The organism is Neorhizobium sp. T25_13 (genome assembly GCF_002968675.1).
In the GTDB taxonomy this organism is placed as follows: Bacteria; Pseudomonadota; Alphaproteobacteria; order Rhizobiales; family Rhizobiaceae; genus Neorhizobium; species Neorhizobium tomejilense.
Window position 1 is genome coordinate 595684 of the sequence record NZ_PVBI01000001.1, and the last position, 26787, is coordinate 622470.

The 26787-nt window shown below is 62.5% G+C and carries 26 protein-coding genes and 1 riboswitch; of the genes, 17 read left to right on the forward strand and 9 right to left on the reverse strand.

What is annotated here, in order from left to right; translation table 11 throughout:
* Positions 1–4: 4 nt before the first annotated feature.
* The 6 genes from C5J22_RS02840 to C5J22_RS02865 all read left to right on the forward strand — a co-directional run bounded on the left by C5J22_RS02840 (position 5) and on the right by C5J22_RS02865 (position 6872).
* Positions 5–1126 (forward strand): ABC transporter permease, encoded by a 1122-nt coding sequence (locus tag C5J22_RS02840; RefSeq protein ID WP_105437061.1) that lies wholly within the window; start codon positions 5–7, stop codon positions 1124–1126.
* A 7-nt stretch (positions 1127–1133) separates the two neighbouring features.
* Positions 1134–2894, forward strand: a complete 1761-nt coding sequence (locus tag C5J22_RS02845) for an ABC transporter ATP-binding protein (protein ID WP_105437062.1) — start codon at positions 1134–1136, stop codon at positions 2892–2894.
* Positions 2891–4123: a mandelate racemase/muconate lactonizing enzyme family protein gene (locus tag C5J22_RS02850; RefSeq protein ID WP_105437063.1), complete on the forward strand. Its 1233-nt coding sequence runs from the start codon at positions 2891–2893 to the stop codon at positions 4121–4123. The genes C5J22_RS02845 and C5J22_RS02850 overlap by 4 nt, the downstream gene beginning before the upstream one ends.
* A gap of 11 nt (positions 4124–4134) precedes the next feature.
* Positions 4135–5322, forward strand: coding sequence for a galactarate dehydratase (locus C5J22_RS02855; RefSeq protein ID WP_037086004.1), 1188 nt, complete (start codon positions 4135–4137; stop codon positions 5320–5322).
* Positions 5309–6187 (forward strand): galactose mutarotase, encoded by an 879-nt coding sequence (locus C5J22_RS02860; RefSeq protein WP_105437064.1) that lies wholly within the window; start codon positions 5309–5311, stop codon positions 6185–6187. Before C5J22_RS02855 ends, C5J22_RS02860 begins: the two co-directional genes overlap by 14 nt.
* Positions 6188–6356: 169 nt before the next feature.
* Complete coding sequence (locus C5J22_RS02865; protein ID WP_105437065.1) at positions 6357–6872, forward strand: ferritin-like domain-containing protein; 516 nt, start codon at positions 6357–6359, stop codon at positions 6870–6872.
* 127 nt (positions 6873–6999) lie between these two features.
* Here the strand turns inward: C5J22_RS02865 and C5J22_RS02870 are convergent, their stop codons facing one another.
* The 7 genes from C5J22_RS02870 to C5J22_RS02900 form a co-directional block, all read right to left on the reverse strand.
* Positions 7000–7995 (reverse strand): Gfo/Idh/MocA family protein, encoded by a 996-nt coding sequence (locus C5J22_RS02870; RefSeq protein WP_105437066.1) that lies wholly within the window; start codon positions 7993–7995, stop codon positions 7000–7002.
* Positions 7992–8873 (reverse strand): sugar phosphate isomerase/epimerase, encoded by an 882-nt coding sequence (locus C5J22_RS02875; RefSeq protein ID WP_105437067.1) that lies wholly within the window; start codon positions 8871–8873, stop codon positions 7992–7994. Before C5J22_RS02875 ends, C5J22_RS02870 begins: the two co-directional genes overlap by 4 nt.
* A 68-nt stretch (positions 8874–8941) precedes the next feature.
* Positions 8942–9772 carry a carbohydrate ABC transporter permease gene (locus C5J22_RS02880; RefSeq protein ID WP_105437068.1) on the reverse strand — a complete coding sequence of 277 codons (831 nt, stop codon included), beginning with the start codon at positions 9770–9772 and terminating at the stop codon, positions 8942–8944.
* The gene (locus C5J22_RS02885; protein WP_105437069.1) at positions 9769–10692 is read right to left on the reverse strand and encodes a carbohydrate ABC transporter permease; all 924 of its coding nucleotides are present in this window, start codon (positions 10690–10692) and stop codon (positions 9769–9771) included. Before C5J22_RS02885 ends, C5J22_RS02880 begins: the two co-directional genes overlap by 4 nt.
* 66 nt (positions 10693–10758) lie before the next feature.
* The gene (locus tag C5J22_RS02890; protein WP_046665517.1) at positions 10759–11958 is read right to left on the reverse strand and encodes a sugar ABC transporter substrate-binding protein; all 1200 of its coding nucleotides are present in this window, start codon (positions 11956–11958) and stop codon (positions 10759–10761) included.
* Positions 11959–11984: 26 nt separating this feature from the next.
* Positions 11985–12968: an alpha/beta hydrolase gene (locus C5J22_RS02895; RefSeq protein WP_105437070.1), complete on the reverse strand. Its 984-nt coding sequence runs from the start codon at positions 12966–12968 to the stop codon at positions 11985–11987.
* Positions 12965–13642, reverse strand: coding sequence for a GntR family transcriptional regulator (locus C5J22_RS02900; RefSeq protein ID WP_105437071.1), 678 nt, complete (start codon positions 13640–13642; stop codon positions 12965–12967). The genes C5J22_RS02895 and C5J22_RS02900 overlap by 4 nt, the downstream gene beginning before the upstream one ends.
* Before the next feature lie 95 nt (positions 13643–13737).
* Between C5J22_RS02900 and C5J22_RS02905 the strand changes: the two genes are divergently transcribed.
* The 3 genes from C5J22_RS02905 (at position 13738) to C5J22_RS30980 (ending at position 15827) form a co-directional block, all read left to right on the forward strand.
* Entirely contained in the window at positions 13738–14811 is a 1074-nt protein-coding gene (locus tag C5J22_RS02905; protein ID WP_105437072.1) for an ABC transporter ATP-binding protein, read from the forward strand.
* Positions 14812–14992: 181 nt separating this feature from the next.
* Positions 14993–15316, forward strand: a complete 324-nt coding sequence (locus tag C5J22_RS02910) for a hypothetical protein (RefSeq protein ID WP_105437073.1) — start codon at positions 14993–14995, stop codon at positions 15314–15316.
* 178 nt (positions 15317–15494) lie between these two features.
* Positions 15495–15827 carry a hypothetical protein gene (locus tag C5J22_RS30980; protein ID WP_172746502.1) on the forward strand — a complete coding sequence of 111 codons (333 nt, stop codon included), beginning with the start codon at positions 15495–15497 and terminating at the stop codon, positions 15825–15827.
* Between the two features lie 65 nt (positions 15828–15892).
* Here C5J22_RS30980 and C5J22_RS02915 read toward each other — a convergent pair whose 3' ends face one another.
* The gene (locus tag C5J22_RS02915; RefSeq protein WP_046665512.1) at positions 15893–16186 is read right to left on the reverse strand and encodes a DUF982 domain-containing protein; all 294 of its coding nucleotides are present in this window, start codon (positions 16184–16186) and stop codon (positions 15893–15895) included.
* A 265-nt stretch (positions 16187–16451) separates the two neighbouring features.
* Here C5J22_RS02915 and C5J22_RS02920 point away from each other — a divergent pair, with 265 nt between their 5' ends.
* The 5 genes from C5J22_RS02920 to C5J22_RS02940 are packed head-to-tail and all read left to right on the forward strand — an operon-like array spanning position 16452 to position 21497.
* Positions 16452–17282, forward strand: coding sequence for a metallophosphoesterase (locus C5J22_RS02920; RefSeq protein ID WP_105437074.1), 831 nt, complete (start codon positions 16452–16454; stop codon positions 17280–17282).
* The gene (locus C5J22_RS02925; protein ID WP_105437075.1) at positions 17279–18448 is read left to right on the forward strand and encodes an ABC transporter ATP-binding protein; all 1170 of its coding nucleotides are present in this window, start codon (positions 17279–17281) and stop codon (positions 18446–18448) included. Before C5J22_RS02920 ends, C5J22_RS02925 begins: the two co-directional genes overlap by 4 nt.
* Positions 18441–19373 carry a carbohydrate ABC transporter permease gene (locus C5J22_RS02930; RefSeq protein WP_105437076.1) on the forward strand — a complete coding sequence of 311 codons (933 nt, stop codon included), beginning with the start codon at positions 18441–18443 and terminating at the stop codon, positions 19371–19373. Before C5J22_RS02925 ends, C5J22_RS02930 begins: the two co-directional genes overlap by 8 nt.
* Positions 19370–20206, forward strand: coding sequence for a carbohydrate ABC transporter permease (locus tag C5J22_RS02935; protein WP_105437077.1), 837 nt, complete (start codon positions 19370–19372; stop codon positions 20204–20206). The genes C5J22_RS02930 and C5J22_RS02935 overlap by 4 nt, the downstream gene beginning before the upstream one ends.
* 25 nt (positions 20207–20231) lie before the next feature.
* Entirely contained in the window at positions 20232–21497 is a 1266-nt protein-coding gene (locus C5J22_RS02940; RefSeq protein WP_105437078.1) for an ABC transporter substrate-binding protein, read from the forward strand.
* A gap of 75 nt (positions 21498–21572) precedes the next feature.
* On the opposite strand, the gene C5J22_RS02945 is transcribed toward C5J22_RS02940, so the two are convergent.
* Positions 21573–22556, reverse strand: a complete 984-nt coding sequence (locus C5J22_RS02945) for a substrate-binding domain-containing protein (protein WP_105437079.1) — start codon at positions 22554–22556, stop codon at positions 21573–21575.
* A 344-nt stretch (positions 22557–22900) separates the two neighbouring features.
* Between C5J22_RS02945 and aztD the strand changes: the two genes are divergently transcribed.
* The 3 genes from aztD to C5J22_RS02960 all read left to right on the forward strand — a co-directional run bounded on the left by aztD (position 22901) and on the right by C5J22_RS02960 (position 26781).
* Positions 22901–24139, forward strand: a complete 1239-nt coding sequence (aztD, locus tag C5J22_RS02950) for a zinc metallochaperone AztD (protein WP_105437080.1) — start codon at positions 22901–22903, stop codon at positions 24137–24139.
* Between the two features lie 49 nt (positions 24140–24188).
* A riboswitch (cobalamin riboswitch) is annotated at positions 24189–24382 on the forward strand.
* Positions 24383–24478: 96 nt separating this feature from the next.
* Positions 24479–25288, forward strand: a complete 810-nt coding sequence (locus C5J22_RS02955) for a (2Fe-2S) ferredoxin domain-containing protein (protein ID WP_245440273.1) — start codon at positions 24479–24481, stop codon at positions 25286–25288.
* On the forward strand, positions 25285–26781 hold the full coding sequence (locus C5J22_RS02960; RefSeq protein ID WP_105437081.1) for an ABC transporter substrate-binding protein: 1497 nt from the start codon (positions 25285–25287) through the stop codon (positions 26779–26781). Before C5J22_RS02955 ends, C5J22_RS02960 begins: the two co-directional genes overlap by 4 nt.
* The last annotated feature ends 6 nt before the right edge of the window (positions 26782–26787 follow it).

Consider the following 26787-nt stretch of genomic DNA (forward strand, 5'->3'; position numbering starts at 1 on the left):
CCGAATGGTCGATGCAACCATCCTCAACGATCGCCCCGATCGCGTCGCCGTCGCGGCGCAATGGCAGCTGATCTGGTGGGCCTTCAAGCGGCACAAGCTCGCCATGGCCGCCCTTGTCGTCACCGTCGCGATGTACATTGTCGCAATCTTCCCGGGCTTCTTCGCGATCAACGACCCGATCCTGCAGAACGCCCGTTCGACCTTCCATCCGCCGCAGAGCATTCATTTCCTCGACACGGCAAACGGGTTCAGTTTTGGCCCGTATTATTACGGGATGAAGCTGACGCGCGATCCGAACACGCTTGCCGCCATCTTCGTCAAGGATACCAATACGAAGATCCCGATCCAGTTCTTCGGGCGTGGCTACACCTATTCGGTACTTGGCCTGTTCGAGACCGACATCCACCTCATCGCCACCACCGACAACACCAAGCCGCTCTATCTCTTCGGCGCCGACCGTCTCGGACGCGACGTCTACAGCCGCACGGTGCAGGGTGCACAGATCTCGCTGTCGATCGGTCTGGTCGGCGTTTTCCTGTCGCTGCTGCTCGGCATCGTGCTCGGCGGCATTTCCGGATATTACGGCGGCCGGATCGACTTCGTCATGCAGCGCGTCATCGACTTCGTGCTGTCGCTGCCGACCATACCGATCTGGCTGGCGCTCGCCGCAGCATTGCCGCAGGGGTGGCCGGCGGCGCTGCAATACATGATGATCACCATCATCCTGTCGTTCACTGGCTGGGCCCAGCTTGCCCGTGTCGTGCGCGGCCGCTTCCTGTCGCTGCGAACCGAGGAATTCGTCGCCGCCGCTCGTCTCGACGGCGTCTCGGAGGGCCGCATCATCTTCCGCCATATGCTGCCGAGCTTTTCGAGCCATATCATCGCCTCGATGACATTGGCCGTGCCGGCGATGATCCTGGCGGAGACATCGCTCTCTTTCCTCGGCCTCGGCCTGCAGCCACCGACAGTTTCCTGGGGCGTTCTTCTGCGCGAGGCGCAGAACATCCGCTCCATCGCCACCGCGCCATGGCTGTTCATGCCCGGGCTCGCGGTCGTCATCGCCGTCATGGCACTCAACCTTTTCGGCGACGGTCTGCGTGATGCGGCCGACCCGTACAACAAGTGAGGCGCGGATGACCGATATCCTATCCATCACGCCCCGTCCTTCGATGGCAGCGGGCAAGACGCTGCTCGACGTGAAGAACCTGGTGACGGAGTTTCCGCTTCGCACCGGCATCTTCAAGGCGGTCAACGACATTTCGTTTTCGATCGAACCCGGCAAGACCCTGTGCGTGGTCGGTGAAAGCGGTTCCGGCAAATCCGTCACCGCCCGCTCGATCCTGCAGATCATCGACTCGCCCGGCCGCATCGCCTCCGGTTCGATCATCCTCAACCGCCAGGACGGCACTTCGGTCGACCTGGCGAGGCTTGATCCGCGCAGCAAGGCGATCCGCGCCGTCCGCGGCCGCGACATCGCGATGATCTTCCAGGAGCCGATGTCGTCGCTTTCGCCGGTGCACACCGTCGGCGACCAGATTACCGAAGTGCTGCGCCTGCATTTGAACATGAGCAAGGCGCAGGCCCGCAAGGAAGCCGCCGAACTGCTCCGGCAGGTGGAAATCCCCAATCCGGAACAGGCGCTCGACCGCTACGCCTTCCAGTATTCCGGCGGCATGCGCCAGCGCGCCATGATCGCCATGGCGCTTGCGTGCAAGCCGCAGCTGCTGATCGCCGACGAGCCGACCACCGCGCTCGACGTGACGACCCAGGCGGAAATCCTCGACTTGATCAAGCGCCTGCAGCAGACGACCGGAATGGCGGTGCTGTTCATCACCCACGACATGGGCGTGGTGGCACAGATTGCCGACGACGTGCTGGTCATGCATCACGGCGTCATCAAGGAATACGGGCCGGTCGACCAGATTTTCCATACGCCGAAGGATCCCTATACGAAGATGCTCATCGGTTCCGTGCTGAAGCTGGAGCAGAAGGCGGAAATCCGCCTCGCGCGGCCGCCGCTCGACACGTCCGCCGAACCGATCCTCGACATCCGCAACCTCTCCATGCATTTCGGGGAGATGAAGGCCCTGAACGACGTCTCGATCGCTCTCCTGCCCGGCGAGACGCTCGGCATCGTGGGCGAAAGCGGTTCCGGCAAGACGACCCTGGGCCGCTCGATCATGCGGCTCTACGATCCGGCATCCGGCGAGATGCACTACCGCCGCGCCGATGGCAGGGTGGTCGATCTCGCCAGGCTTGAGGGAAGAGAACTGAAAGCCGCCCGTCGAGAGCTGCGCATGGTCTTCCAGGACCCGTTCGGCTCGCTCAACCCGCGCATGACGGTGGCGCAGGTGATCGGCGAGCCGCTGCTGGTCAACGGCCTGTCGAAGGGCAAGGAACTCGACGAGCGGGTCTGCCACCTGATGGATCAGGTCGGCCTCGACCCGGCAGGGCGAGAACGCTACCCGCACGCCTTTTCCGGCGGCCAGCGCCAGCGCATCGGCATCGCGCGGGCGATCACGCTCAATCCGCGCATCATCGTGGCGGACGAGGCGACCTCGGCGCTCGACGTCTCGGTGCGCTTCCAGGTGCTGGATCTCCTGATGCGGCTGCAGGACGAGCTCAAGCTCGCCTACATCTTCATCAGCCACGATATCGGCGTCATTCGCTACATGTGCGACCGGGTCGGCGTCATGTATCGCGGCCGGCTCGTCGAAGTCGGCGAAGCGGACAAGGTCTGCAACAATCCTGATCACCCCTACACGCAGGCATTGATTTCGGCCATCCCCCGGCCGGATCCCCGCGATCGCGATCGCTCCAAGCGGTTCCGGTACATCGAGCCAAGCCCCCACATCGATCCCAGCAACGTCAAGAATAGAAGTTCTGTGCGATGAAGATCACAGGAATCCGCACCTTTCTCATGCATGTGGGCCAGCCGCACCGTTCGAAATGGGCGTCCGACGACGCACCTGCTTCTTCCGGTCCGGGATCGTCCGAACGAGGTTATTTCGGCGGCACCCGCAACTGGCTGTTCCTGAAGATCGATACCGACGAGGGGATTACCGGCATCGGCGAATGCTCCGGCTGGCCGCGCGTCATCGAGACGGCGATCAAGGATCTCGCGCCGCTCCTGATCGGCGAGGACCCGACGCATATCGAAAAGCTGTGGCAGAAGATGATGATCGCCATGATGGGCCACGGCATGCTCGGCACGGTCGGCGGCGGTGCCATGACCGGCATCGACATGGCGCTCTGGGACATCAAGGGCAAGGCGCTCGGCGTGCCAGTCTGGAACCTGCTCGGCGGCAAGGTTCGCGACCATATTCCGATCTATTCGCATGCCAATACCGTGGAACAGGCGCTTGCCGTGAAGAGCCGCGGCATCAAGGCGATCAAATGCGGCGGCGTTTCCGATCCAGTCCGAAAGGTCGCCGCGCTGCGCGAGGCGGTCGGCGACGAGATGGATATCGCCATCGACCTTCACGGTGCGCCATGGATGACGCCCGCCGATGCCTGCCGGCTGGTGCGCAAGCTCGAGCCTTATGAGCTGATGTGGGTGGAAGACCCGATCGCGCCGGAGAACGTAGACGGCTACCGCCGCATCCGCGATGCAGCGCATGTGCCACTTGCCGCCGGCGAACGCAGCGCCACGATTTTCGGTGAGCGCGAGCTGATCGAGAAGGAACTGGTCGACATCATCCAGCCGGATACCGGACGTGCCGGCGGCATTACCCAGATGAAGAAGATTGCCGCCATGGCGGAGGCGCACCACATCCAGTTCGCGCCGCATTCCGGCTCGCTCGGGCCGGTCGCCGAATATGCCGCTCTGCATTTGATGGCCGCGATCCCGAATGCGTTGATCCTGGAACGCCTCGACGACGACTGGGAGGGGCGCAAGAGCGTGATCGTGCCGCATCCGGTCCAGGAAAATGGCTTGATCGTGGTGCCGGACGCGCCGGGACTGGGCTGCGATATCGACGAGGAATTCGTTGCCCGCTACCCGAGCCAGGGCAATCTTTCCGTACAGGTTCAGCCGGATAGCGGCGCCTATGCGCCGGGCACCTGGGGCGAACATCTCTATGTGCAGACGCGTGTGTCGCGTCGGCAGTATTTCGGCAAGTAAGGACACATTAGATGAAGATCGACCGGATGCGGGTTTTCATGACCCGCGACAAGGACCGCCCGCGTGTCATCGTCGCGCTCGATACCGACGACGGCCTGACCGGCTGGGGCGAATGCTACAACCACGGGCCGGACAAGGCGCTGCCGCCGCTTCTCGACTATCTTTACGGCTTTGTTGCAGGCCAGGACCCGACGCGGGTGGACTACCTCGTCAATCTGATGATCCAGCAGAGCCGGTTTCCTCCCGGCGCCATGGGGCTTGCGGCGATCGCCGGCCTCGACCATTGCCTCTGGGACCTGGCCGCCAAAGCTGCGGGCCTGCCCGTCTACAAGCTTCTCGGCGGCGAGGTGCGCGACAAGATCAAGGTCTATGCCGGCGTCTACACCGCGCCGGACGCACCGGCGGCGCGCGACGAATTCGACCGCCTGAACGAAGGCTGGGGGTTCACCGCGTTCAAGCTCAGCCCCTGGCGGATCGATATGCATACCAACCGCTGGGGCAATGTGGTGAAGGCGTCCGCGGACTACTTCCGCCAGCTCCGCGAGACGGTCCGCGACGACTACGAGATCGCCTTCGACGCGCATGCCAAGATCTACGAGCCCGCCGCCGCCCGGCAGCTCGGCAACGCACTCGCACCTTACGATCCGCTGTTCTACGAGGAGCCGCTCCGGCCGGAAAACATCGAGGCATGGGGCGAACTCAAGCAGGGGCTTGAATGCACGCTGGCGACGGGCGAAAGCCTCTACAGCCGCTACGAATTCCTGCGTCTGCTGCAGGTGAAGGGCGCGGATCTGATCCAGCCGGACATCTGCGTCGTCGGCGGGCTTTCGGAAATGCGCCGCATCGCGACGCTTGCCGAGGCCTTTTATGTCGGCGTGGCCCCGCACAACCCGATGGGACCTCTGGCAACCGCGGTCAACGTGCATTTCTCGGCCGCCCAGCAGAATTTCAAGATCCTCGAATACCGCCTGCCGACGGGCCAGGCCTACGTCTATGGCGGGACTGAGGTCGAGACCCGGGAAGCATCGGCGCGTTACGTCGCCGATCCCTACCTGCCGAAGGACGGTTATCTCGAGCTTCGCCCGGACCGTCCCGGCTGGGGTGTCGAGATGGACGAAAAGGCGATGCAGGAGGACGGCTACGTCCATTGGCAGCGTCGCGTGCCGAAGCGGCCGGACGGGTCCTATGCCTTCGCCTGAAATGACGGAGAAGGATTGGCCAAGCATTCGAAGCGGGCCGCTTGCGGCCCGTTTCCTGCCTGAAAACGGCGGCCGGATGACGCATCTCGTCCATGACCGGCTGGGCGATATTCTCGTGCCGACCGCCGGTCCGGCGTTCGAGCCGCTGAACTGGCCGAAGGCCGGCGCCTATCCGCTGTTTCCCTATCACAACAAGCTCCTCGGTGCGGCTTTCCTGCATGACGGCAAGCGTCATGAAGTTCTGCCGCACCCGGCGCTTCGGACCGATGCCCAGCACGGCCCGGCCCATCGCCGCGCCTGGCAGGTGGCCTCGCTCAGTGCCGATCGGATCGAACTGGTGCTGGACTACCGCGCCGATCCGGACTGGCCCTTCGACTTCCGCGCCGTACAGCGCTTCGTGCTGGGCGACGACCGGCTCGATATCGAACTTTCAATGACCAATACCGGACAGGCCTCCATGCCCGGCGGATTTGGCTGGCATCCGTATTTTGCGGCTGATCTCGACAAGCCGGCATCCTGCGATGCCGGCAAGATCTGGCCGCCAGGTGATGCGGGCGTTCCAGACGGAACCCGATCTGAAGCGCGGAGTGTGAGAATGCTGCCGAACGAGCCCCATACTCTTTTTCTTTCGGACTGGCAGCGGGCCGCGGTTGTCACCAACGGAGGCATCGAGGCCGCATTGACGGCCGGGCCGGAACTGAAACACCTCGTCGCTCACCGCACCGCGGACTATGTCTGCATCGAACCCGTATCGCACGTTGCCGGCGCCTTCGGTTTTCCGCTTGGCAGTGATTCAGGACTTTTCGTGCTGCGAGCGGGGGAACAGCGCTCGGCGAGCTTTACCTTTTCTTTCAGGGTCTTTTGAGAACGCGGCGCGAGATCGGGCCACCGTAGCGGCGCTATAGCCCATAGAGGTTTTCATTTTACAAAATGCCATTTTTCGCCTTTGAGGTCCCTCGGGCACCGGTGAGCGCCCTGGAACTATCGCTCCTTCTCTCAGTTAGTGGGTCCCACACAACCAAAGAGGAAATGCGATGGCAGATACATCCGAAACCCGCTCCATCTTCGTGACCGGCCTCAAGAACGCGCACGCCATGGAAAACCAGGCTCTGTCGATCATGAAGCCGCAGGTCTCGCGGATCGAAAACTATCCGGAGGTGGCGGCGCGGCTCGAGCAGCATATCCGTGAAACGGAGGGTCAGATCGCCAGGATCGAGGAAGTTCTCAAGAGCTTGGCGGAAGATCATTCGAGCTTGAAGGACATGGCATTGTCCCTCACCGGCAGCATGGCGGCGATGGGACACAGCGTTGCAGGCGACGAAATCATCAAGAACTCGCTCGCCAATTTCGCCTTCGAGAATTACGAGATCGCCGCCTACAAGTCGCTCATCACCATCGCCGAACATGGCGGCTTTCCGGGACTGGCGCCGGCGCTGAAAAGCAATCTTGAGGAAGAGATCGCCATGGCCAAATGGCTGGATGACAATCTGAAGAGCGTGACGATGAAGTTCGCCTCGCTCAAGGAAGCGGGCGAACGTGCCAAAATCTGACCAACGCCGTTCCGTTACCGGCAGGTCCTGCGGACACACCCGCAGGACCTGCTTTGCGGCCCGACTGCCGGTATTCATGAAGTGGCGCAAACTTGCCTGACGACGGCAAATCGGGGCCGGATCCTCCTCAAAGCGCGAGCTCGCGCCGAACCGTTTCCAGACGCTCCATGGCAATCACGCCATCGGCGATCGTCGGCGCGGGAGTCGTCGCGCCCCCGAGCGCGGGAACCACATCGGCCAGCAGCGAATGGTAACCCTTCGGATCCTCGTTGGCTGCCGCGGTGAAGTTCGGTTTCCACGTCAGCGTGTCGCAGTCTTCCTTCAGCGTAGCGCCCAGGTCATCGATCTTGAAGGGCGGATTGCGATGCCAGCGGATTTCGATCACGTCCTCCACCTCGATGCGCTGGTGGTCACCCATCAGCTCGATCCGCTCGACCGGCGTGCCGCGTGACTGGATCGTACCCATGGCAATGTTGCCGATCGCTCCGCATTCGAACTCGAAGGCGACATGGAACAGCAGCCGGCCCGGAGCTTTCTCCACCTTGCGCGTCGAGATCGAACGAACCGGCGATACCAGAAAGGACGCCAGATCCATGTAATGAACGCAGTGATGCAGGAAAAAGCCGGTGTAATCGACATTGCCGGCGAAATAGCCCGGTGCCGTCATGTAATAACCGGTCAAGCCGAACACCTCCCCGAAGCGGCCGGACTTGACGATGTTAGCCGCCATGCGGTTGCCGATCGAATAGCGCTTCATGAAGCCGAGCAGCAGCGGCTTGTTCGCCTTTTCCGAAGCGGCCAGAAGTTCCCGCGCCCCGGCGGCGGAACCCGATGGCGGCTTTTCCATGAAGACAGGCAAGCCTCGTTCGAGCGCCGCCTTGCCGAAGGCGAGGTGCTGATCCGGGCCGACGGCCATCCCGACCGCATCGATGCCGCGGGTCGAAAGCAGGGCCTGCGCGTCCGTCGTCAGGTTGGCAACGCCGAATTGCCGGCCGGCGTCCTTCAGGCGTTTGCCGTCGATATCGCACAGCGCGACGATCTCGACGTCATGGCGCACGAGTTGGGGAAGCAGCATCTGGGTTGCATGAACGCCGCAACCGATCCAACCGATTTTCAAAGTCATCGACGATATTCCGTAAGCAGGAGATGGGATTTCATGAATGCGCTCGAGGCCGCGAGGCGATCGCTCTCATCCTCGTGCGGCGGGCGCCATTGGGCGAACGGCACGCCGAAGCGGTCGTCGTTGCGCCGGAACGGTTCCAGCGAAACCGGCCCCTTATAGCCGATCTCGTGGAGCGCCCGGCAGACGTCGACCCAGTCGGTAGAACCCGTGCCTGGGAAGCCGCGGTGGTTTTCATTGGCCTGGAAATGCACCAGCCGGTCACCGGCAAGCCGGATGGCCTCGGCGATCGAGCTTTCCTCCATGTGCATGTGGAAAGTGTCGAGCATCAGCTTGACGGCTGGATGATCGACGACATCCAGCAGTTCCATCGCCTGCTGCGTGGTGCAAAGAACGTCGCTTTCAAAGCGGTTGAGCGGCTCGACGGCCAGCAAAACACCCATTTTGGCAGCGTGGTCTCCGGCTTCCTTCAGGCCTTTGACGCAACGGTCCTTGCGGGCCAGCCGTTCGGCCTCGTCGACCGGCTGCGGGGCACGACCGCCGAATACCAGAGGATTGCCCGTCAGCGGCCCGCCGACGATCTTTGAACCGAGGCCTGCCGCGCAATCGGCAGTATATTTCAGATATTCGACACCGGCACGACGGGCTTCGGCATCGGCCGACGCGAGATTCCGCTGCAGGTTGACGCGGGCGGCGAGCACGACGCCGAGACCGGCATCGTCGAGCGCTTTCTTTGTTTCACGGATGTCGAGTTCGCCGGCTTCCGGGACCAGAAGCTCCACGAAGTCAAAACCGTGCTGACGCATCTTTGCAAACAGCGGAAAATGCTCGGCCGTGAAGGGCCTTGCATACTGCATGGAAATCAACCCGATGGGGTTCATTGTTACGTCCTCTTTTACATTCCGTTTCGTCGGCTGCGCCGACCATTCCTTGCCCTTATCCCTTGCCCTCATCCCTTGACCGCGCCCTGGGTCAGCCCGCCGATCAGGCGCCGCTGCACGAGAAGGAAAAGGATGGTCGCGGGCATTGCGCCGACCACTGCGCCTGCCGCCAGCAGTCCCCATTCGATCTGGTATTCGCCGATCAGCGTCTGGATCGCGACCGTGACCGGGCGCACGTTCCGCCCACCGAGCGTCAGCGCGTAGAGATATTCGTTCCAGGCGGTGATGAAGATGTAGATGCCGGTCGAGATGATGCCCGGCATGGTCAGCGGCAGGACTATCCTGCGCAGCGCCGTCAGGCGCGAGCATCCGTCGGTCATGGCCGCTTCGTCGAGGCTCTTCGGAATGGCGCCGATATAGCTCGTCAGCATCCACACCGCGAACGGGATCGCCACCGTCGCATTGGCGAGGATCAGGCCGAAATGGGTGTCGAGGATGTTGAAACGGCGCATCAGCACGAAGAGCGGCAGGATGAGCAGCACGATCGGGAACATGTTGATCAGAAGGAACTGCAGCATCAGCAGTTTGCGGCCCGGAAAACGGAAGCGTGAAAAGGCATAGGCCGCCGTGACCGAGACGATCAGCCCGACGACAACCGTGCCGGCGGCGATGATCAGGCTGTCCAGCATGTTCTTGAGGAAGGATGTCTGCTCGATGAGCCGCACGTAGTTGTCGAGGCTCCAGCCGAGTGGCGAAAGCGACACGCCCGTGGCATTCAACACCGCGGTCGGCGTCAGCGATGTCAGGATCATCCAGGCGAAGGGCGTCATGGCGAAGAGGACGATCAGCAGGACCGGAAGGTCGGTGGTGATGATCCGGCGAAGTGCACTTTGTTTCATCGTTCCACCTCGCGCATCGTACGGGAGAGATAGAGAACCACGAAGGCGCCGAGCAGGATCGTGAAGGTGACGGCGATCGCGGTGCCGTAGCCGAAATCGAGGTTCTGGCGCGCCTTGATGAAGGCATAAAGCGGCAGGGTGTGCGTGGCATAGCCCGGGCCGCCACCGGTCATCACGAAGATAACGTCCATGGAATTGGCGACCCAGATCACCCGCAGCAAACCGGCCGTTGCGAGCACCGGCGCGATGCCCGGCAGCGTGATATGGACGAACTGCCGCCAGGTGGAGGCGCCATCGATCGACGCCGCTTCATATTGGCTGCGCGGAATACCCTGGAGGCCGGCAAGGATCATCACCGCGAAGAAAGGAAAACCCTGCCAGGTCAGGGTGGCGATGATCGCATAGATCGCCACGTTGGGATCGGCGAGCCACGGAACTGCGGACTGGACGATCGACAGGTAGATGAGGATGTCGTTGAGCACGCCCGTATTAGGGTCATAGATCCAGCGCCACATCAGCGCGATCACAACGCTCGGGAGCGCCCAGGGAATGATGATGAGCGCCCGTGCCAACCCACGCCAGGGAAACTCGCGATTGAGGAGCAGGGCCGCGACAAGCCCGAGCCCCATCTGCAATGGCACGGTCAATCCGATCCAGATGACGGTGTTCCACAACGCCGTCCAGAAGACCGGATCGTTGAACAGCTTGACGTAGTTGCCGAAGCCCACGAACTTGCTGGCATTGGGGCGAAACAGGATCAAGTCGTAGAAGCTCGTGAAGACGGCCTGCACCATCGGCATGAAGACGATGACGAGGGTCACCACGACAGCCGGCGCAAGCAGCCAGTACGGCAGAAGCCGCTCAGAATGCCATTGGAACAGCGTGCGGCGCTCCACGGTAGAATGGTTCGATCGGGACATGCGGATCCAGCCTCAAGGCGGGGAAAGAGGCCCCGACACAGGACGTGCCGGGACCGGAGGCGACTTTTACTGGGCAAACAGCGTCTGCAGCTGCTCCATCATCTGCTTGGGCGTGATCTGGCCGGTCAACGCCCGCTGCATGTTGGTCTGCCAGGCCGTGTTGACGAATTCCGAGACCGCGGAGTTCTGCGGCAGCACCCTGGCGAACGGCAGGGATTGGACGGTCGCTTCGACGAAACGGCGCTCATGGAGCTTCCAGTCGGCAGAGCCGCTCTTCGTGACGGTCAGCTGGCCTGTCGCGCCGTTGAAGGCGACGTTGTTCTGGCCCTCGGCCAGGAAGGAGATCCACTTCCAGGCAGCGTCCTTGACCGAGGACGAGGAGAAGATCGCAAGCGACTCATCGCCGTAAGACGTCCATTGACCATTGCCGCATTTCGGAACCGGCACGGCGGACACCTTGTCGCCGAGAGCCGCAACGAGATCCTTGGACGAACCGATATGGTGGATGGTCATGGCCGTCTTGCCGGATTTGAACGCGGCGACGATTTCCTGGAAACCGTCATTCGGCGCGGACGGCGGAATGACCTTGTCCTTCTGGAAGAGATCCACCAGCCATTGGTTGGCGGCGATCGCCTCGGGTTTGGTCAGGCCACCCGGCTTCAGCTCGGCGCCCTGGGAGAGCACGAAAGCGCCCCATTGGTCCCAGCCGCCCTTGCCGCCGCGCAAGCCGAAGCCGTAGGTCTGCGGCGCATTGGTGAGCTTGATCGCCGCATTGCGGAAATCTTCGCAGGTCTTGGGCGGCTGCAGACCGGCCGCCTGGAAGAGATCGGTCCGGTAATAGAGATAAAGGACCACGTACTGGATAGGCAGGTAATATTGCTTTCCGTCCGGCCCCTTGTTCAGGTCGAGCAGGTTGTCCAGCAGGTCGGCCTTGCCCTTCCACGCGTCGAGCTGCTTGCCGATCGGCTCCAGCGCGCCCATTTCCGCAAGCCGGGGCTGGGCGAAGAGCTTCACCATCGCCGCATCAGGCGCATTGCCGCCGACCAGCGCGGTATAGAGATTGTCGTAGTAGCTGTTCCACGGCACGTTTTCGGCTTCGATCTTGATGCCGGGATTGGCTGTCTCGAACTTCTTGACCAGGTCCGACATCGGGTTTGCCGGGTTGTCGAAATGGTACCAGAAGCGGACGGTTTCCGCTTTCGCCTGACCGAATGCGGCCGAAGCCGCAAGAGCGGCGCTAAGCGCGAGTGTCTTCAGAAATTTCATAGTCTCCTCCTCTTGATCCGTTCACGTCATCGACGTTGTGTCAGTCGCCTTGCTGCACTGCCTGCGGCCGCCAACGCCTCCCGCGCGGCCGAAAGTTCATTGGTGTTCTGCAGGAAACCGTGGATGACGCCCGGCACGACGTGCAGCTCGTCGTCCCGGCCGAGAGCCCTGAGACGCTGGCTCAGGCTCACGGTGTCGGAAAGCAGCGGGTCCACCGCCGCCGCCATCAGATAAAGCGGCGGCAGCGCCACCAAGGCCGCATCGGACGCCGTGAGGGGGCAGGCAAGCGGATCATCCTCGACTGCGCGCTGACCGGCATAGAACGACCAGTAGCGCTGCATCTTTCCGCGCGTGAGTGCCGGGCCTTCGGCGAAACGGACGTAAGATGCCGTTTCGAACGAACGCGCATAAGTGCCGTAAAAGAGCAGCGCGGCATCCGGCAGCCGTCGGCCCTCGGCCTGTTCATGCAGTATCGCTGCAAGAGCAATGTTGGCTCCCGCCGAGTCGCCGGAGATGACCAAGGGGCCAGGGCGGACGCCTTCGCCGGCAGTCACCTCGAAGAGGCCTCGGAGCGTTGCGACGACATCCATGAGCCCGGCCGGATAGGGCGCTTCCGGCGCCAGCCGATAATCGGGCATCACGACCGGCATGCCGCTTTCCAGCGCCAGAACCCGCGCGCAGCGCTCATGGGTTTCCGGCGAGCAGAAGGCGAAGCCGCCGCCATGCACGAACAGGATGGCGCCATCCGCGGCATCCGGCGGCACGAACACCTTGAGGCGACAGCGGGCCGAACCAAGGCGCGCATCGTCCGCTACCCAAACCTCCCCGACGTTTGCCATGGCTGGCAGATTGACATTCCATCGCACATTGGCGGCAAGCGTCTGTGCACGACCTTCCGCCGGCGGAAGGGTCGTCGGATCCGGCAGAGGTCCGAGTTCCGCCGCAACCCGCTGCGTCAGCGCCAGCATTTCGTCCGAAAGTGTGTCCGACAGTTGAGGTAGCTCGTTCACTGTGTCGCCTCCGGGAAAACTTCAGGCCCGAGATCGACGATGGTCGCGATATGATGACGCATGGCGGCGGTCGCCCGCCCGGCATCACCGCTTTCGATCGCGTCGATGATGCTGCGATGCCGCAAGGCCGTCGCCTCGAGATCCCGCGCCATTGGGCTGCGGGAAATCTTGAACCGGTGATTATGCACGAGGCAGCGGTGAAGGATCGGATCAAGCGCCGGCAGGTTGGCATCCTCGAAGATGCGCCGATGGAAATCGCGGTCGAAGGCCGCAAGCTCCAACTCGTCACCCGCCGCGGCCGCAAGCAGCATCTTGTCGAGCAGGCCATCGAGCTCCTTGACCAGCGTACGGCTGCGAGCGCGCATGACGCGCGCCATGCCGTTGCCCTCTATCTGCTGACGCAGCCGGAACATCTCGATTGCCTCGTCTTCCGTGCACTCGGAAACCTGCGTCCCACGATGCCCGCGACGACGGACCAGCCCTTCCTCCTGAAGCTGCAGGAGCGCCTCGCGGACTGTGCCCTGACTGCACTGGAAGTGGGCCGCCAGCTCCAATTCCGTAAGGCCGGTCCCCGGCGCAAGCGTTCCGAGCATGATGTCGCGCTTTAACGCATTGAAGGCGGCGCCTGCCTTGGGCGATCTAACCGATGTCGATCTAGCGGAAAAATAGGCCATCTCACTCATCCAGCCGGTTGCGCATTTCCAAAGTTATCATTATCGATATTGATATCGATAAGTGGCGTCAAGCTTGAAAAGTTTGGGAGGACCTCGTGGCTGGCATAGCGTTGAAGAAGATCCGGAAGTCGTATGGCGCCCTGCAGGTCATCCACGACATCAATATCGAGATCCAAAGCGGCGAATTCCTGGTTCTCGTCGGCCCTTCCGGATGCGGGAAATCGACGCTGCTGCGCATGATCGCCGGGCTGGAGGAAATCTCGGGCGGCGAACTGGATATCGAAGGCCGCACGGTCAACCTGCTTCCGCCGGCCGAGCGCAACATCGCCATGGTTTTTCAGGACTACGCTCTTTACCCGCATATGAGCGTGCGGGAAAACATGTCGTTCGGCCTCAAAATGCGCGGCGGCGACGACCGGGAAATCGAAAGCCGCGTCGGTCAGGCTGCCGATGTCCTCAAGATCAGAGATTATCTCGATCGCCGGCCGGCACAATTGTCGGGTGGCCAGCGCCAGCGCGTCGCCATGGGCCGTGCGATTGTCCGCGAGCCGGCGGCCTTCCTGTTCGACGAACCGCTTTCCAACCTCGACGCTGCGCTGCGCGTCGAGATGCGCCTGGAAATCGCAAAACTGCACAACCGCATGAAGGCGACCACGGTTTATGTCACGCACGATCAGGTGGAGGCCATGACGCTGGCCGACCGCATCGTGGTGATGAACGGCGGCGTGGTAGAGCAGATCGGCAAGCCGCTCGACCTCTATCACAACCCGTCGAGCCTGTTTGTCGCCCGCTTCATCGGCAGCCCGACCATGAACACCCTGCCGGCGAAGCTCGCCTCCGATGGCGAAAGCCTGAAACTTCTGGGAAAGACGGCGACCGGCAGCATTCCCGGCGCAAGGGCAGTTGCCGGCCAGGAGGTCACGCTCGGAATTCGGCCCGAAGAACTGACCCCCTGTTCCCCCGAACAGGCCTGGTTCAGCGGCGAACTGATGGTGGCCGAACGGCTCGGCAGCCAGACCTACGGCTATGTCGAAGTCGGCCATTCGAAAATGCTAACCGTCGAGTTCCCCCGAGACCGCGACATCACGGTCGGCGAGACGATGCATGTGAAGGGCAATCCCGAGAGGGTGCACCTGTTCGACACCGGGACCGGCAAAAGGCTGAACTGAACCTGGAGCCGTTCAAGCAAAGTCGTGGCGGCGTTTCGAGCGCTTTGGGTAAAATGCAGTGCCTTGCAGGCAAACTTGTTGGCGGGTGAATTTGTCCCAGATTGAACGACTGTATTACCCGGTTCGGGTGGCCCTGTGGCGGATTTCCGCACTCCGTGGGCAGAGCGCTCCAGCGTGGCCCATGACGGTGGAGGTCTCGCATCACATCGATGCGTCCGAACCTGACAGCGACGGGTTCTACGACTACCATTACGAATACGATGTCTACGAGTTTTCGGACGGAGTTTTGACACTCCTGGCGCGCGCATACAGCGACGAACCGGAAAAGACCGCCCTGATGGGGTGGTACAGCGGCAAAGCAAGGAACTGGCTGAAAAAACGGGATTTGCGTCATCCGCTTGTCCTCAAAGCCGCCGCCTATCTCCGTGCGGCCGGTAAATCCAGGCTTGATTGGCTGGACCGAAAAAGCCGTGGCTACGCGCCGTTGAATAATCCGGACGCATAGGTTCTCGTCCCCAGCACCAGCGCTTGCCCCACGGTTCCGATAGCGGAAGCGACGTATGGTGCGTCTGACGCACTGCCGACTCTGACGATTCCAGCCTGTGCCGAATGGTTCAGTGACGGGAACTTTCGATACGACCCGCGGTTAGGAGGCCGTAACAAAAACAGAGAGGAAACACTTCATGATCGTAAAACTTCTCACTGCGAGCACTCTGGTGCTCGGTCTTGCTACTTCTGCATTCGCACAGGGTGCTGGCGGTGGTTCCAGCACTGGTGGTTCGGGTTCGACCGGCGCTTCTGGCACCGGCACATCGACCGCAGTCCCGGGCACCGGTGCCGGAGGCACGGCAACATCCGGTACGGCAGCAACGGGTACCGCCAACACCCAGGGCGCAGGTACGGCCGGCAGCAGCAACTCCAATTGCGGCAAGAGCCCCACCACTGCGGGGCCGGCTGGCACCCACGCGTCTACCTCCGACCCGAACAGCCCGACCAACCAGGCAAATTCCTGCTGACACGACCGGGCAGTTCGTTCGTCTAAAGCCCCGTAACCCGAACCGGCTGCGGGGCTTTATCTGTCTCATGAGCCGAGATTGCGGTCGGTCGTGCGCCCTGCGAACAGAGGCACCTCCTCGATGTTCGCCAACACGCGCTCCTTCAGCAGGAACCGGCGCACGTTCTCTCGGATTGCCGGCAAGGGGAAGATGCCCTGAGCGGCCATCCGACAAGCCTTCGACAACACCTCGTATGTGTCGCCCCTTTTGTCGATCGGCCACTCGTCGAGAAAGTCGAAGACGTCTTCCAGGCTGGCAAGCTCCTGAACATAGCGAGATGTTTTCACAAACAGCGGTTTGTCAAACAACGTATTGGCCATCGCTACCTCCTTTCCTTTTCGCCGTGGACCGCAGAGTGATTTAGGAAATGGGACCGTGGGTTCAAGACACCGAGGCTGTTCGCCCGAGAGCATTTTGGGACGCGCTGAAGCGATCCGCCAGGCGGAAGCCGGCCTGTTTTACAGTCCTGTGACAGAAATGAAAGAAAGCTGGAAAACTCTGTAACCGGCCTGACACGATAGCGCTCTAAGGAACCGTAAACGCCTTCCCACCTGCGGAAGGTACCTGCGAGACCGGAGAGTTGCCGTGAAGATCATCCAGATTACCGACACCCATTTCAGTCCGGAGAAGTCGCATTTCAACGGCAACTGGGCGCCGCTGCTGACCTGGATCGAGGATACCCGCGCCGATCTCATCATCCATACCGGGGATCTGACCGTCGATGGCGCCGATAAGCCGGGCGATATCACCTTCTGCATGGACCTGATGCGGCAGACTTCGATCCCGATGCTGATCCTGCCGGGCAATCACGATGTCGGCCACCTGCCGGGTTCCGAACAGCCCGTCAATGCCGAGCGCCTTGCCCGCTGGCGGGACCTCGTCGGAGAGGACCGTTGGTTCGAAGACACCGACGGCTGGCGTTTCGTCGGCCTCAATTCGCTCCTGCTCGGTCATGAGGACGATGAGGAGGAAGGCCAGTTCGAATGGCTGCGCGAAACCCTCGAAGAGCGTCACGGCCGCCGCATCGCGCTGTTTGCCCACAAGCCGCTGTTCGTCGATGAACCGCATGAGGGCGACACGGGCTACTGGAGCGTCCGTCCGACGCAACGCAAGCGTCTCTACGACCTGATCGCCGCCCATGATGTGGCGCTTTTCGCGAGCGGCCACCTGCACTGGGCCTGGCAGGGCCGTTTCGAAAACACCGCGCTTACCTGGGGTCCGTCTGCCGCCTTCATCCTCGACAAACTGGTGCGCGAAATGCCGGGCGAGCGGCTGGTCGGCGCGGTCGTGCATGAATTCAGCGACGACGTTGAAAGCGATATCGTCGCCGTGCCCGGCATGACCGCCTATGTCCTCGACGACGTCATCGAGGAAGTCTATCCGACCAGCGCCAAGCAAACGGAGAGCGTCGAATGACCGCCCTTTCGCTTCGCGGCATCGAGAAGTCGTTCTCCGGCAATCCGATCCTCAAGGGCGTCAGCTTTGACGCCGGTCCCGGCGAGTTCATCGCCCTCGTCGGCCCTTCCGGCTGCGGCAAGAGCACGCTCCTGCGCATCCTCGCCGGCCTCGAGAGCGCCGACGCCGGCGAAATCATGCTTGGCGACCGCGACCTGTCGCCGGTGCCGGCGGCCGACCGCAACATCGCCATGGTGTTCCAGTCCTACGCGCTTTATCCGCACCTGACGGCGGCGCAGAACATCGCCGTGCCGCTGGTCATGCGCAAGCTGACACGGGCGCAGCGCCTGCCACTGGTCGGCCCGCTGATGCCCGGCCAACGCAAGGCGGTGGCGGCGATCAAGCGCGACGTGCGCGAGATGGCGGTGTCGCTGAAGATCGACCACCTGCTCGATCGCAAGCCCGGCCAGATGTCCGGTGGCCAGCGCCAGCGCGTGGCGCTCGGCCGCGCCATGGTGCGCCGCCCCTCCGTCTTCCTGATGGACGAACCACTTTCCAACCTGGATGCCAACCTGCGCGTCCATGCCCGCGGCGAGATCGTCGAACTACACCGTCGGGCCGGCGTGCCGACGCTCTACGTCACCCATGACCAGGCGGAAGCGCTGTCCATGGCCGACCGCGTTGCGGTGATGATCGGCGGTTCGCTGCTGCAGCTCGCCTCGCCGCAGGTGATCTACGACGATCCGGCGCATATCGAGGTGGCTCGTTTCATCGGCCAGCCGCGCATCAACCTTTTTCCGTCGCAGGTCGGGGCCGATGGCACGATAGCGTTCGGCGATATCCGGGTCGGATTGCCCCGTGAGACGGTTGCTGCGGGCGCATCTGTGACGATCGGCATTCGGCCGGAATTCATCCGCGTCTCCCGCAGTGGCCAGCAGGGCCTGCCGGCACGCATAGACCGCATCGAGTTCCTGGGCTCCGAGATCATTCTCTATTGCCGCCTGGATGCGATCGGCGAACCGGTGGTCGCCAAGCTTTCGCCCGCCGAAGGCGCCGGTCTTGCCGCCGGCATGCCGGTGCGTCTCGACTTCTCCGCCGACCATCTCTTCGTCTTTGCAGAGGAGGGCAATCGCCTGCCCTCGACACCGGTCGATGCTGCCGTCATGCGGGAGACGGCCCATGGCTGACGCGGTTGCTGCTGCACTCCCCCTCATCGGAAAACCTGCCCGTTCGGCTGCGGAGCGGCAGGAGGCGCGCGCTGCGCTCGTGCTGTCGCTGCCGGCTATGGTTCTCCTGTTCGTCTTTATCCTGCTGCCGGTCGCGGTGGTGATCCTGTTCGGATTTACCGATTACGAGCTCGGCTATACGGGTTTCCGGTTCGTCGGCTTCGAAAATTATACAGAGCTCTTTACCGATCGCACCTTCCGCCGCTCGCTGTGGAACACGACGGTCTATACCGCGATCGTCGCGCCGATCTCGATCTTCATGGCACTCGGCCTGGCGATGCTGATCGAAAGCGAGAATATCGGCCGCTCCTTCTTTCGAACCGCCTATTTCCTGCCGGTCGCCTCGTTGCTCGTCGCGATGGCGACGGTCTGGCAATATCTCTTCCACCCGACGATCGGCCCGATCAACGCGCTTCTGGCGCTCGGCGGCCTGCCGCGCCCCAACTGGCTCGGCGCCTCGACATCCGTCCTCTACAGCCTGTCGATCATCGGCATCTGGCAATCGGTCGGCTTCAATCTCGTCCTGTTCCTGGCCGGCCTCACCGCAATCCCCCGCGAGCTCTATCACGCCGCGCATGTCGATGGCGCCCGCTCCGTCTTCGACCGGTTCCGGCTGGTCACCTGGCCGATGCTCGGACCGACGACGCTGTTCGTCACCACGATCAGCATCATCAATGCGGTCAAGGTCTTCGAGACGGTGAAGACGCTGACCGAGGGCGGGCCGAACAAGGCTTCCGAAGTGCTGCTTTTCACCATTTACCAGGAAGGGTTTGTCTACCTGAAGGTCGGCTACGCCTCGGCGATGACGGTCGTCTTCCTGATCATTCTGGTGGTGCTGATGTTCCTGCAATACCGCGTCCAGGACAAGCAGGTGCATTACTCATGAATGCTTCAGCCTTTACCCTCGGGCGAGCCGTCCGCCTGTCGATCCTGATCTTCGGGGCGGCTATATTTCTCGCTCCCTACGTCTTCATGATTTCGACCGCCGGCAAGGCGCAGAGCGACATCTTCTCCTCCTCGCTGTCGCTCATCCCGCAGCACTGGTCCTATGCCGCCAACTTCGCCAAGGCGCTGACGCGCGTCTCGATGACGCAGCTGCTTTTCAACGGCGTCGCCGTCTGCGCGCTGATCTTCGTTTTCCAGGTGATGATCGCCATCCCCTGCGCCTATGCCATGGCGAAACTGAAGTTCCGCGCTGCAAGGCTGATGATGGTGCTGGTCATGCTCGGCCTGCTGGTACCGATCCATGCCACCGCCCTGCCGCTCTATGTCGCCTTCGACCGCCTGGCCGTGCTCAACAGCTATTTCGCACTGGTTGCCCCCTTCACCATCTCCGTCTTCGGCATCTTCCTGTTCCTGCAGTTCTTTCGCGCGATACCGGACGACCTGATACATGCCGCCCGGCTCGATGGCATGTCAGAGCTCGGCATTATCGGCCGCGTGATCGTGCCGAATGCCTGGCCGGCGATCACCGCGTTCGCGATCTTCTCGGTCGTCGCCCACTGGAACGACCTCTACTGGCCGTTGATCGTCGTATCCAACCAGACCTATGCGACGCCGCCGCTCGGTCTCCTCTATTTTCGAGCCGCCGAGGCCGGCGACGACTACGGCGCCCTGATGGCCGCCACGCTGATCATCACCACTCCCCTCGTTGCTGCTTTCCTTCTGGCACAGAAGCGCTTCGTCGAGGGCATCACAATGACCGGTCTCAAAGGCTGACCGGCATCAACCAGGAGACTATGCGATGAAGCATCTCACCAACATCCTCGCCGCCGCGGCGATTGCCATGACGGTGTCGCTTCCGGCCCATGCCGAAACGACATTGACCGTGCATTATCCGATGCCGGGTTTCTTCAAGGACGTGATGGACACGATCTCGAAGAAGTTCATGGAAGAAAATCCGGACATCAAGATCCAGTTCGCCAACCCGTCGGCGACCTATGAAGAGGGCATCCAGCTGATCATGCGCCAGGCCGGCACGGCGGAAATGCCGGACCTGACCTTTATCGGCCTCAACCGGCTGCGCATGGTTCAGGAGCGCGACCTGCCCGTCGACCTCGCTCCGTTCATCGCCAAGGAAGGCGACATGGGCAAGCTCGGCTTCTCCGACAACATCCTGAAGCTCGCCCAGGTCAAGGGCAAGCAGGCCGGCCTTGCCTTCGCCACGTCGAACCCGATCATGTACTACAACGCCGACCTGGTGAAGGCTGCCGGCGGCAACCCGGACGTTCCGCCGAAGACCTGGGACGAAGTCATCGCGCTCGGCGCCAAGATCAAGGCGCTCGGCAACGGCATCGAAGGCATCGATTTCCGCTGGCAGGGTGACGACTGGATGTTCTCGGCACTTCTGTTCGGCGCCGGCGGCCAGATGCTGAGCGCCGACGAAAAATCCGTCGCGTTCGCCGGACCGGAAGGCCTGAAGGCTGTCGAGACGCTCGACCGCATGGTCAAGCAGGGCGGCCTGCCGGTGTTCACCGCCCAGGCGGGCGAACAGGCCTTCTTCGCCGGCAAGGTCGGCATCGAGTTCAAAACGACCGGCGCCCTGCGCAACACGATCAAGAGCGTCGGCGACAAGTTCGACCTGCGCACCGCGCAGATCCCGCTGATCGATCCGGTCAAGGGCAAGCTGCCGACCGGCGGCAATGCCGTCGTCATCCTCGCCCGCAATGCCGAAAAGCAGCAGGCCGCCTGGAAGTTCGCCAAGTTCGCCGCCGGTCCGTATGGCGCCTCGGTCGTCGTTCCGGGCACTGGCTACGTTCCGAACAACGAGCTTGCCGCCAAGTCGCCCGACTATCTCGGCAATTTCTACAAGGAAAACCCGCTCTTCGTCGCCGGCCTCAGCCAGATGGACCGCATGGTTCCCTGGTACGCCTTCCCGGGCACCAACGGCGTCAAGGTCACCCAGGCGATCGTTGAGAACCTGTCGCGTATCGTCGAACAGCAGGCCACCCCGAGGCAAGCGCTGGAGGATGCTGCTTCCGAAGTGAAGGGTTTGCTGCCGCGCAGCTAAGCGCCGATCCGGCCCAACCACACCACGAGCCGCCGCTTCCGATCGGAAGCGGCGGTTTTCCTTTTGCACGAAGCTTTACCGGATTGCCCGCACCGTGCCGCCCCGGCGCAGCATATAAGCGACGTCGAGATGCCGGGCGGGCGCCGCATTCTCGGCCATGTCCAGCAGCAGAGAGGCCGCCGCCGCCCCCATGCTCGCATCCGGCATCTCCACCGTCGTCAGCGGCGGGTCCATCAGCCGTCCGATGGCGATCCCGTCGAAACCGGCCACGGAAATATCACGCGGTACGGAAAGTCCCTCGCGCCGCAGCGCGCTGATGACGCCAAGCGCAAGAAGATCGTTGGAGGCGATGATCGCCGTCGGCGACACGGTCGCGAGCGCCACGCTGAGATCGAGTTGGTCGTAGCCGTTGAGGAAGGAAATCTCGACCGCTTCCAAGGGTTCAACGCCATTCTTGTTCATCGCATCGCGATAACCCTCATGCCGGCGACGCGCGCGGTCGGAGGCCGCGAAATTTCCGGAGACGAACAGGATGCGTCGATGGCCGAGACCGATCAGCATCTGCGTCAGCTCCCGGCCGGCGCCGCGATTGTCCACGGTCACGGCGGCGGGAAACAGCGAGGTCGGCATGTTGTTCAGAAGCACGGTTGGCGGCAGCGAGGATGCGAGGGCAACGCTTGTGGCGGGATCGCAGACGGTCAGGATCAGCCCGGTCGGCCGGTCGATGAGAAGCGAGGCGACCGCGTCCGCCTCGCGTGCAGGGTCGTAGTTCGACTGGGCGATCAGCACGCCATGGCCGGCAACCAGCATGCGGTTCTGGATGCTGGAAAGCGACGAGGCGAAGACGGGATTGGTGATGCTCGGGATCAGTACGCCGACGACCGGCCGTTGCCCGGGCCTGCCGGACGCAGAATTGATCGGCCGATACCCTAGCTCTGCCGCGGCGCGGCGGACTCTGCGTGCCATGCGGTCGCTGACATTGCCGTTGCGACTGAGCGCCCGGCTTGCCGTCGCCAACGAACATCCGGCTCGTGTCGCCACCTGCTGCAATGTCGTCATCGGAGAAGGTCCTCTTCCGTTTGCCAAGTCCCAGAGCCCGCCAACGGCAGATTTCCTCCCGATATGTAAGAGTTTTATGTCAGCAACTACGGATTTTCCTCAAACGGCAAGGCCGACTGCCGCCAGGCAATCTTTGAGGTCCATTTGTCCTGCCGCGTCAAACCCGCAGGCTGCATGCCCTACCAGCGTGAACCAGGCAAATGTCGCCATCGCAGGGATTGACAACGGCCACCTATGTAATGTTATTACACTCTCAACATTGAATGTAACGATATAACGTACATAGCCATGTGCTGGATAAGCGCTCGGCGCTACAAAAGTTCAAACGATAAGGAAGGAACCTCATGAATTTGTCCCTCACTACAAGCCGCCTGCTAGGCGCTGTCGCGGCAGGCCTGATCTTCGCGGCGTCCGGAGCGTTTGCCGATGAAGATCATGAGACGAAGGAAGCATGGCGCCTGTTTGTCGGCGATCACACGAACCCGGTCGTGCGTGCCATCAACTTCGAGAACGGCAAGGAACTCGGCCGCTATGACGTCAAGGGTCCCGCGGCCCTGACCGCCAGCGCGTCCGGCCAGACCGTATTCGTTACCCAGTCAGATCATGACATCGTGCACGTCATCAGGACTGGCATCGATTTCTCCGATCACGGGGAGCATCGGGACCTGGAGGTTTCCGACGTCGGGCTGTTGCCCGTGACTTTCGAAGGCAAGCGTCCTTTCCACGTCGTCCCGCATGACGACCATGCGGTCCTCTTTTACGATCGAGGCGGCAAGGCGGATATCATCGACGAAACAGCTCTTCTCGAAGGCAGGGCTGACGTGAAGACAGTCGACACGACGAAGCCGCATCACGGCGTAGCGGTGACGATGGGTCGTTTCGTGCTCGTGTCGGTCCCAAACACTGAAATCGAAACCAAGCCCGACGAACTGCCGCCGAGGGTCGGTCTTCGGGTCGTCGACGAGGCGGGCAAGCAGCTCGGTGACGTCGCGAAATGCACCGATCTTCACGGCGAGGCCACCTCGGCCCGGCTGGTTGCCTTCGGTTGCAAGGAAGGCGTTCTCGTTGCCCGGCCCGGCGGCATTGATGGCCCGAAGCTGGAAATGTTCGCTTACCCGACGGACCTGCCAAAGGGCAGCACCGGGACCTTGCTTGGCGGCAAGGCGATGCAGTTCTTCCTCGGCAACTACGGCGAGGACAAAATCGTCCTGATCGATCCGGATGCCGAGGAGCACTTCCGGCTGATCGCCCTGCCCACCCGCCGCGTCGACTTCCTGCTGGACCCGGCAACGCCGCGCAATGCCTACATCCTGACGGAGGACGGCGATCTTCATGTGCTGGACGTGGTCAAGGGCGAGATCGTTCGCAAGGCCAAGGTCACCGAGCCCTACAGCAAGGACGGCCATTGGCGTGATCCGCGGCCGCGCCTTGCCGTTGCGGACGACCATATCGTCATTACCGATCCGCGGCACTCGCTGGTTCGCGTCGTCGATGCGGAGAGCCTGAAGGAGGTCCGTACGATACCCGTCGAAGGAAAACCCTTTACGATCGTTGCCGTCGGTGGCTCCGGCGCATCGCATTGATGCGATGATGCTGCATGAAGCGGCGCCGTTGACAGTCGGCAGAGGGAGTGTAAGTTCGCGGCGTCAAGGTTCTTCCATCCCGCGATGGAAGCTAAGAGGGAATCCGGTCAAAACCGGAGCTGTCCCGCAACTGTGAGCGGTGAGCCGTTCGTCCAACATGTCACTGGCAACAATGCCGGGAAGACGGACGATGAAGGCTTTGACCCGCAAGCCAGGAGACCTGCCTGACGATAGAAGTTCCGTGGTCGGGGTGTGCCACAGGAATGACGGTTCCGTCGGGCCATCGTGCCTGCCGCAACCTTCATTTTTGCTGCCTCCTCCTTGAGTGAGACGAAGGCAGTGAAAACACAGGGATTATCTTCCCAGAACGTATCCGGGCGCGCCGTCCTCCTGATCGCCAAATCCGCCTTTGCGGCGTCGCCGCATCTGGAAATGCAGCGGCTCGCGGAGCTTGCGGCCGGCATGACCGGGGCCGGAATCGTCCGGTTCGCCTTTACCGAGCAGGGAACCCCCTCGCTGCGCCAAGCGCTGTCCAATCTGCTCGACGAGGATGTCGAAACCGTCGTCATCGTGCCGCTCGTCCTGCCCATGGAGCCGAGCTTCCATATCTGGCTAACGAAATCGCTGACGCGCTGGAAGGCCGCCGACAGCCGCCCCTGGCCGGCCTTGTCCATCGCCAGGGATATCGCCTCCAGCACGCTGATGGCGCAGCTTCTCGGCGAACTGCTGGAGACGGCCGAAGAGCTGGATGTCCCGAAAACCGAAAACCCACCTGTCATCGAAGGTTCCCTCGTGCCGGCCCAGAAACGCCGCGTGCTCGTTTGTCAGGGCGGTCCCTGCAACGCGGCCGGAGCCGGTGTGATCTGGGGACATCTGCGCAACCGGCAGGAGCGGCAGAAATTGCGCGCTGCCGGCGATGGCACGATGACCGCAAAATCCACCTGTCTCGGTCCCTGCAGTCTGGCGCCCGTGCTGCAGGTGTTTCCGGAAGGCACCTATTACGGCGGCGTCACCGAAGATGCGATCGACCGGATCATCGGCGAGCACCTGCTTGGCGGCCGGATCGTCGAGAACTTCGCCTATCACCCAACGGGTCGCAAGCAACGGCTTCGCACCCCATCCGAACAGAATAAGAGGAGAGAGAATTGACGTCGCAGACGCTATCACGCTTGGCCGCCGCCTGGTTCACCGCCGCCACCTTTGCCACCGCAGGCACCGTCTTCGCAGGCGAGCCGCTTCGCGTCGGTGCCACCTACATCACCAGCGGCACGGACCCCGCCAAGGGCTCGAACGGCTGGGCGCTGGTCAGCCATGGCGTCGGCGAGAACCTCTTCACCGTCGATCGGGACGGCAAGCTCGTACCGGAACTGGCCGTGAAGGCGGAGCGCATCGGGAACCTGACCTGGACCGTGACCCTCACACCCGGCCGCCTGTTCTCCGATGGCACGCCCGTCACCGCCAGGGCACTGGCAGCCGGTTTCGATACCACGTTCGCCAACAACAAGGCGGCGCTCGCGACCGGCGGCAAGCTGACCTTCGAGGCGGTCAACGACCTGACGCTGAAGGTGACGACCGAAAAGCCGGTGCCGTTCATTCAGGCACTCTTCGCCGAATGGCCGCTGATAGCCTACAAGCCCACCGAGGCCGGCAATGCCGTCTTCAGCGGTCCTTACCAGATCTCCGCCTTCAAGACGGACGCCTCGATCTCGCTGGAGCCCAACGTGCATTTCGCCGGCGCCGACCAGCGTTCGCCGGTCAATTTCCGCAAGTTCGGTGATGCCCAGACCCTGACGCTGGCGCTGGAAGCAGGCGAACTCGACATGGCCTTCGGTTTGCCGTCGGAGGTCGTGAGCCGGCTCAAGACCAACCCGGACCTGACGATCAAGTCGTTCCCGGTCGGGTACCAGTATCTCGCTTTCTTCAATACCGCCCGGTCGCTGATGACTGACGTGAAGGTGCGCCGGGCGATCGATCTGGCCTTCGACCGCAAGCAGCTTGCAGCCGCGATCAATGGCGGCGAACCGGCCACAGGTGCCTACGCCGCCTATTTCCCCTTTGCCGGCCAGGAGGCACGCCCGACCGATCTTGCCAGGGCTGGCGCGCTGCTCGACGAAGCCGGCTGGGCAAGAGGCAGCGGCGGCATGCGCGAAAAGGGCGGCACGCCGCTGCGCCTGCTGGTCATCACCTATCCGCAGCGCCCGGATCTCGTCACCATGCTGCCGGTGGTCAAGGCGGAACTCGCCAAGATCGGCATCGCGGTCGATACGCAGGTGGTGGAGAACATCCAGCAGGTCGCTTCGGCCGGCGACTTCGACATCGCGCTCTGGGCGCAGCATACGGCCCCGAGCGGCGATACCGCCTTTTTCCTGAACTCGATGCTGAGAAGCGGCGCTTCGCTGAACTATGCGAAATACGCCTCGCCGGATTTCGATGCGATCCTCGACCGATTTGCGGCCGAGGGCGATCCGGCAAAGCGGGTGGCGATCGCGCTGGATGCCCAGCAGAAACTCTTCGCCGATGCGCCTGTCTCCTTCCTGGTATCGCCCGTGTGGTATGTCGGCCTGTCGAAGCGGCTGAAGAACTACGAGCCGTGGGGATCCGACTACCACGTCCTGCGCGCCGATATCGGCGAGGCGGAGTAGGCCACG

Coding starts and splice junctions, on each gene's coding strand:
- C5J22_RS02910 (WP_105437073.1), top strand. CDS start 14,993: ATGACGGTGGAGGTCTCGCATCACATCGATGCGTCCGAACCTGACAGC.
- C5J22_RS02865 (WP_105437065.1), top strand. CDS start 6,357: ATGGCAGATACATCCGAAACCCGCTCCATCTTCGTGACCGGCCTCAAG.
- C5J22_RS02935 (WP_105437077.1), top strand. CDS start 19,370: ATGAATGCTTCAGCCTTTACCCTCGGGCGAGCCGTCCGCCTGTCGATC.
- C5J22_RS02850 (WP_105437063.1), top strand. CDS start 2,891: ATGAAGATCACAGGAATCCGCACCTTTCTCATGCATGTGGGCCAGCCG.
- C5J22_RS02875 (WP_105437067.1), bottom strand. CDS start 8,873: ATGAACCCCATCGGGTTGATTTCCATGCAGTATGCAAGGCCCTTCACG.
- C5J22_RS02880 (WP_105437068.1), bottom strand. CDS start 9,772: ATGAAACAAAGTGCACTTCGCCGGATCATCACCACCGACCTTCCGGTC.
- aztD (WP_105437080.1), top strand. CDS start 22,901: ATGAATTTGTCCCTCACTACAAGCCGCCTGCTAGGCGCTGTCGCGGCA.
- C5J22_RS02870 (WP_105437066.1), bottom strand. CDS start 7,995: ATGACTTTGAAAATCGGTTGGATCGGTTGCGGCGTTCATGCAACCCAG.
- C5J22_RS02860 (WP_105437064.1), top strand. CDS start 5,309: ATGCCTTCGCCTGAAATGACGGAGAAGGATTGGCCAAGCATTCGAAGC.
- C5J22_RS02945 (WP_105437079.1), bottom strand. CDS start 22,556: ATGACGACATTGCAGCAGGTGGCGACACGAGCCGGATGTTCGTTGGCG.
- C5J22_RS02900 (WP_105437071.1), bottom strand. CDS start 13,642: ATGGCCTATTTTTCCGCTAGATCGACATCGGTTAGATCGCCCAAGGCA.
- C5J22_RS02890 (WP_046665517.1), bottom strand. CDS start 11,958: ATGAAATTTCTGAAGACACTCGCGCTTAGCGCCGCTCTTGCGGCTTCG.
- C5J22_RS02885 (WP_105437069.1), bottom strand. CDS start 10,692: ATGTCCCGATCGAACCATTCTACCGTGGAGCGCCGCACGCTGTTCCAA.
- C5J22_RS02925 (WP_105437075.1), top strand. CDS start 17,279: ATGACCGCCCTTTCGCTTCGCGGCATCGAGAAGTCGTTCTCCGGCAAT.
- C5J22_RS02940 (WP_105437078.1), top strand. CDS start 20,232: ATGAAGCATCTCACCAACATCCTCGCCGCCGCGGCGATTGCCATGACG.
- C5J22_RS02930 (WP_105437076.1), top strand. CDS start 18,441: ATGGCTGACGCGGTTGCTGCTGCACTCCCCCTCATCGGAAAACCTGCC.
- C5J22_RS30980 (WP_172746502.1), top strand. CDS start 15,495: ATGATCGTAAAACTTCTCACTGCGAGCACTCTGGTGCTCGGTCTTGCT.
- C5J22_RS02845 (WP_105437062.1), top strand. CDS start 1,134: ATGACCGATATCCTATCCATCACGCCCCGTCCTTCGATGGCAGCGGGC.
- C5J22_RS02840 (WP_105437061.1), top strand. CDS start 5: ATGGTCGATGCAACCATCCTCAACGATCGCCCCGATCGCGTCGCCGTC.
- C5J22_RS02915 (WP_046665512.1), bottom strand. CDS start 16,186: ATGGCCAATACGTTGTTTGACAAACCGCTGTTTGTGAAAACATCTCGC.
- C5J22_RS02855 (WP_037086004.1), top strand. CDS start 4,135: ATGAAGATCGACCGGATGCGGGTTTTCATGACCCGCGACAAGGACCGC.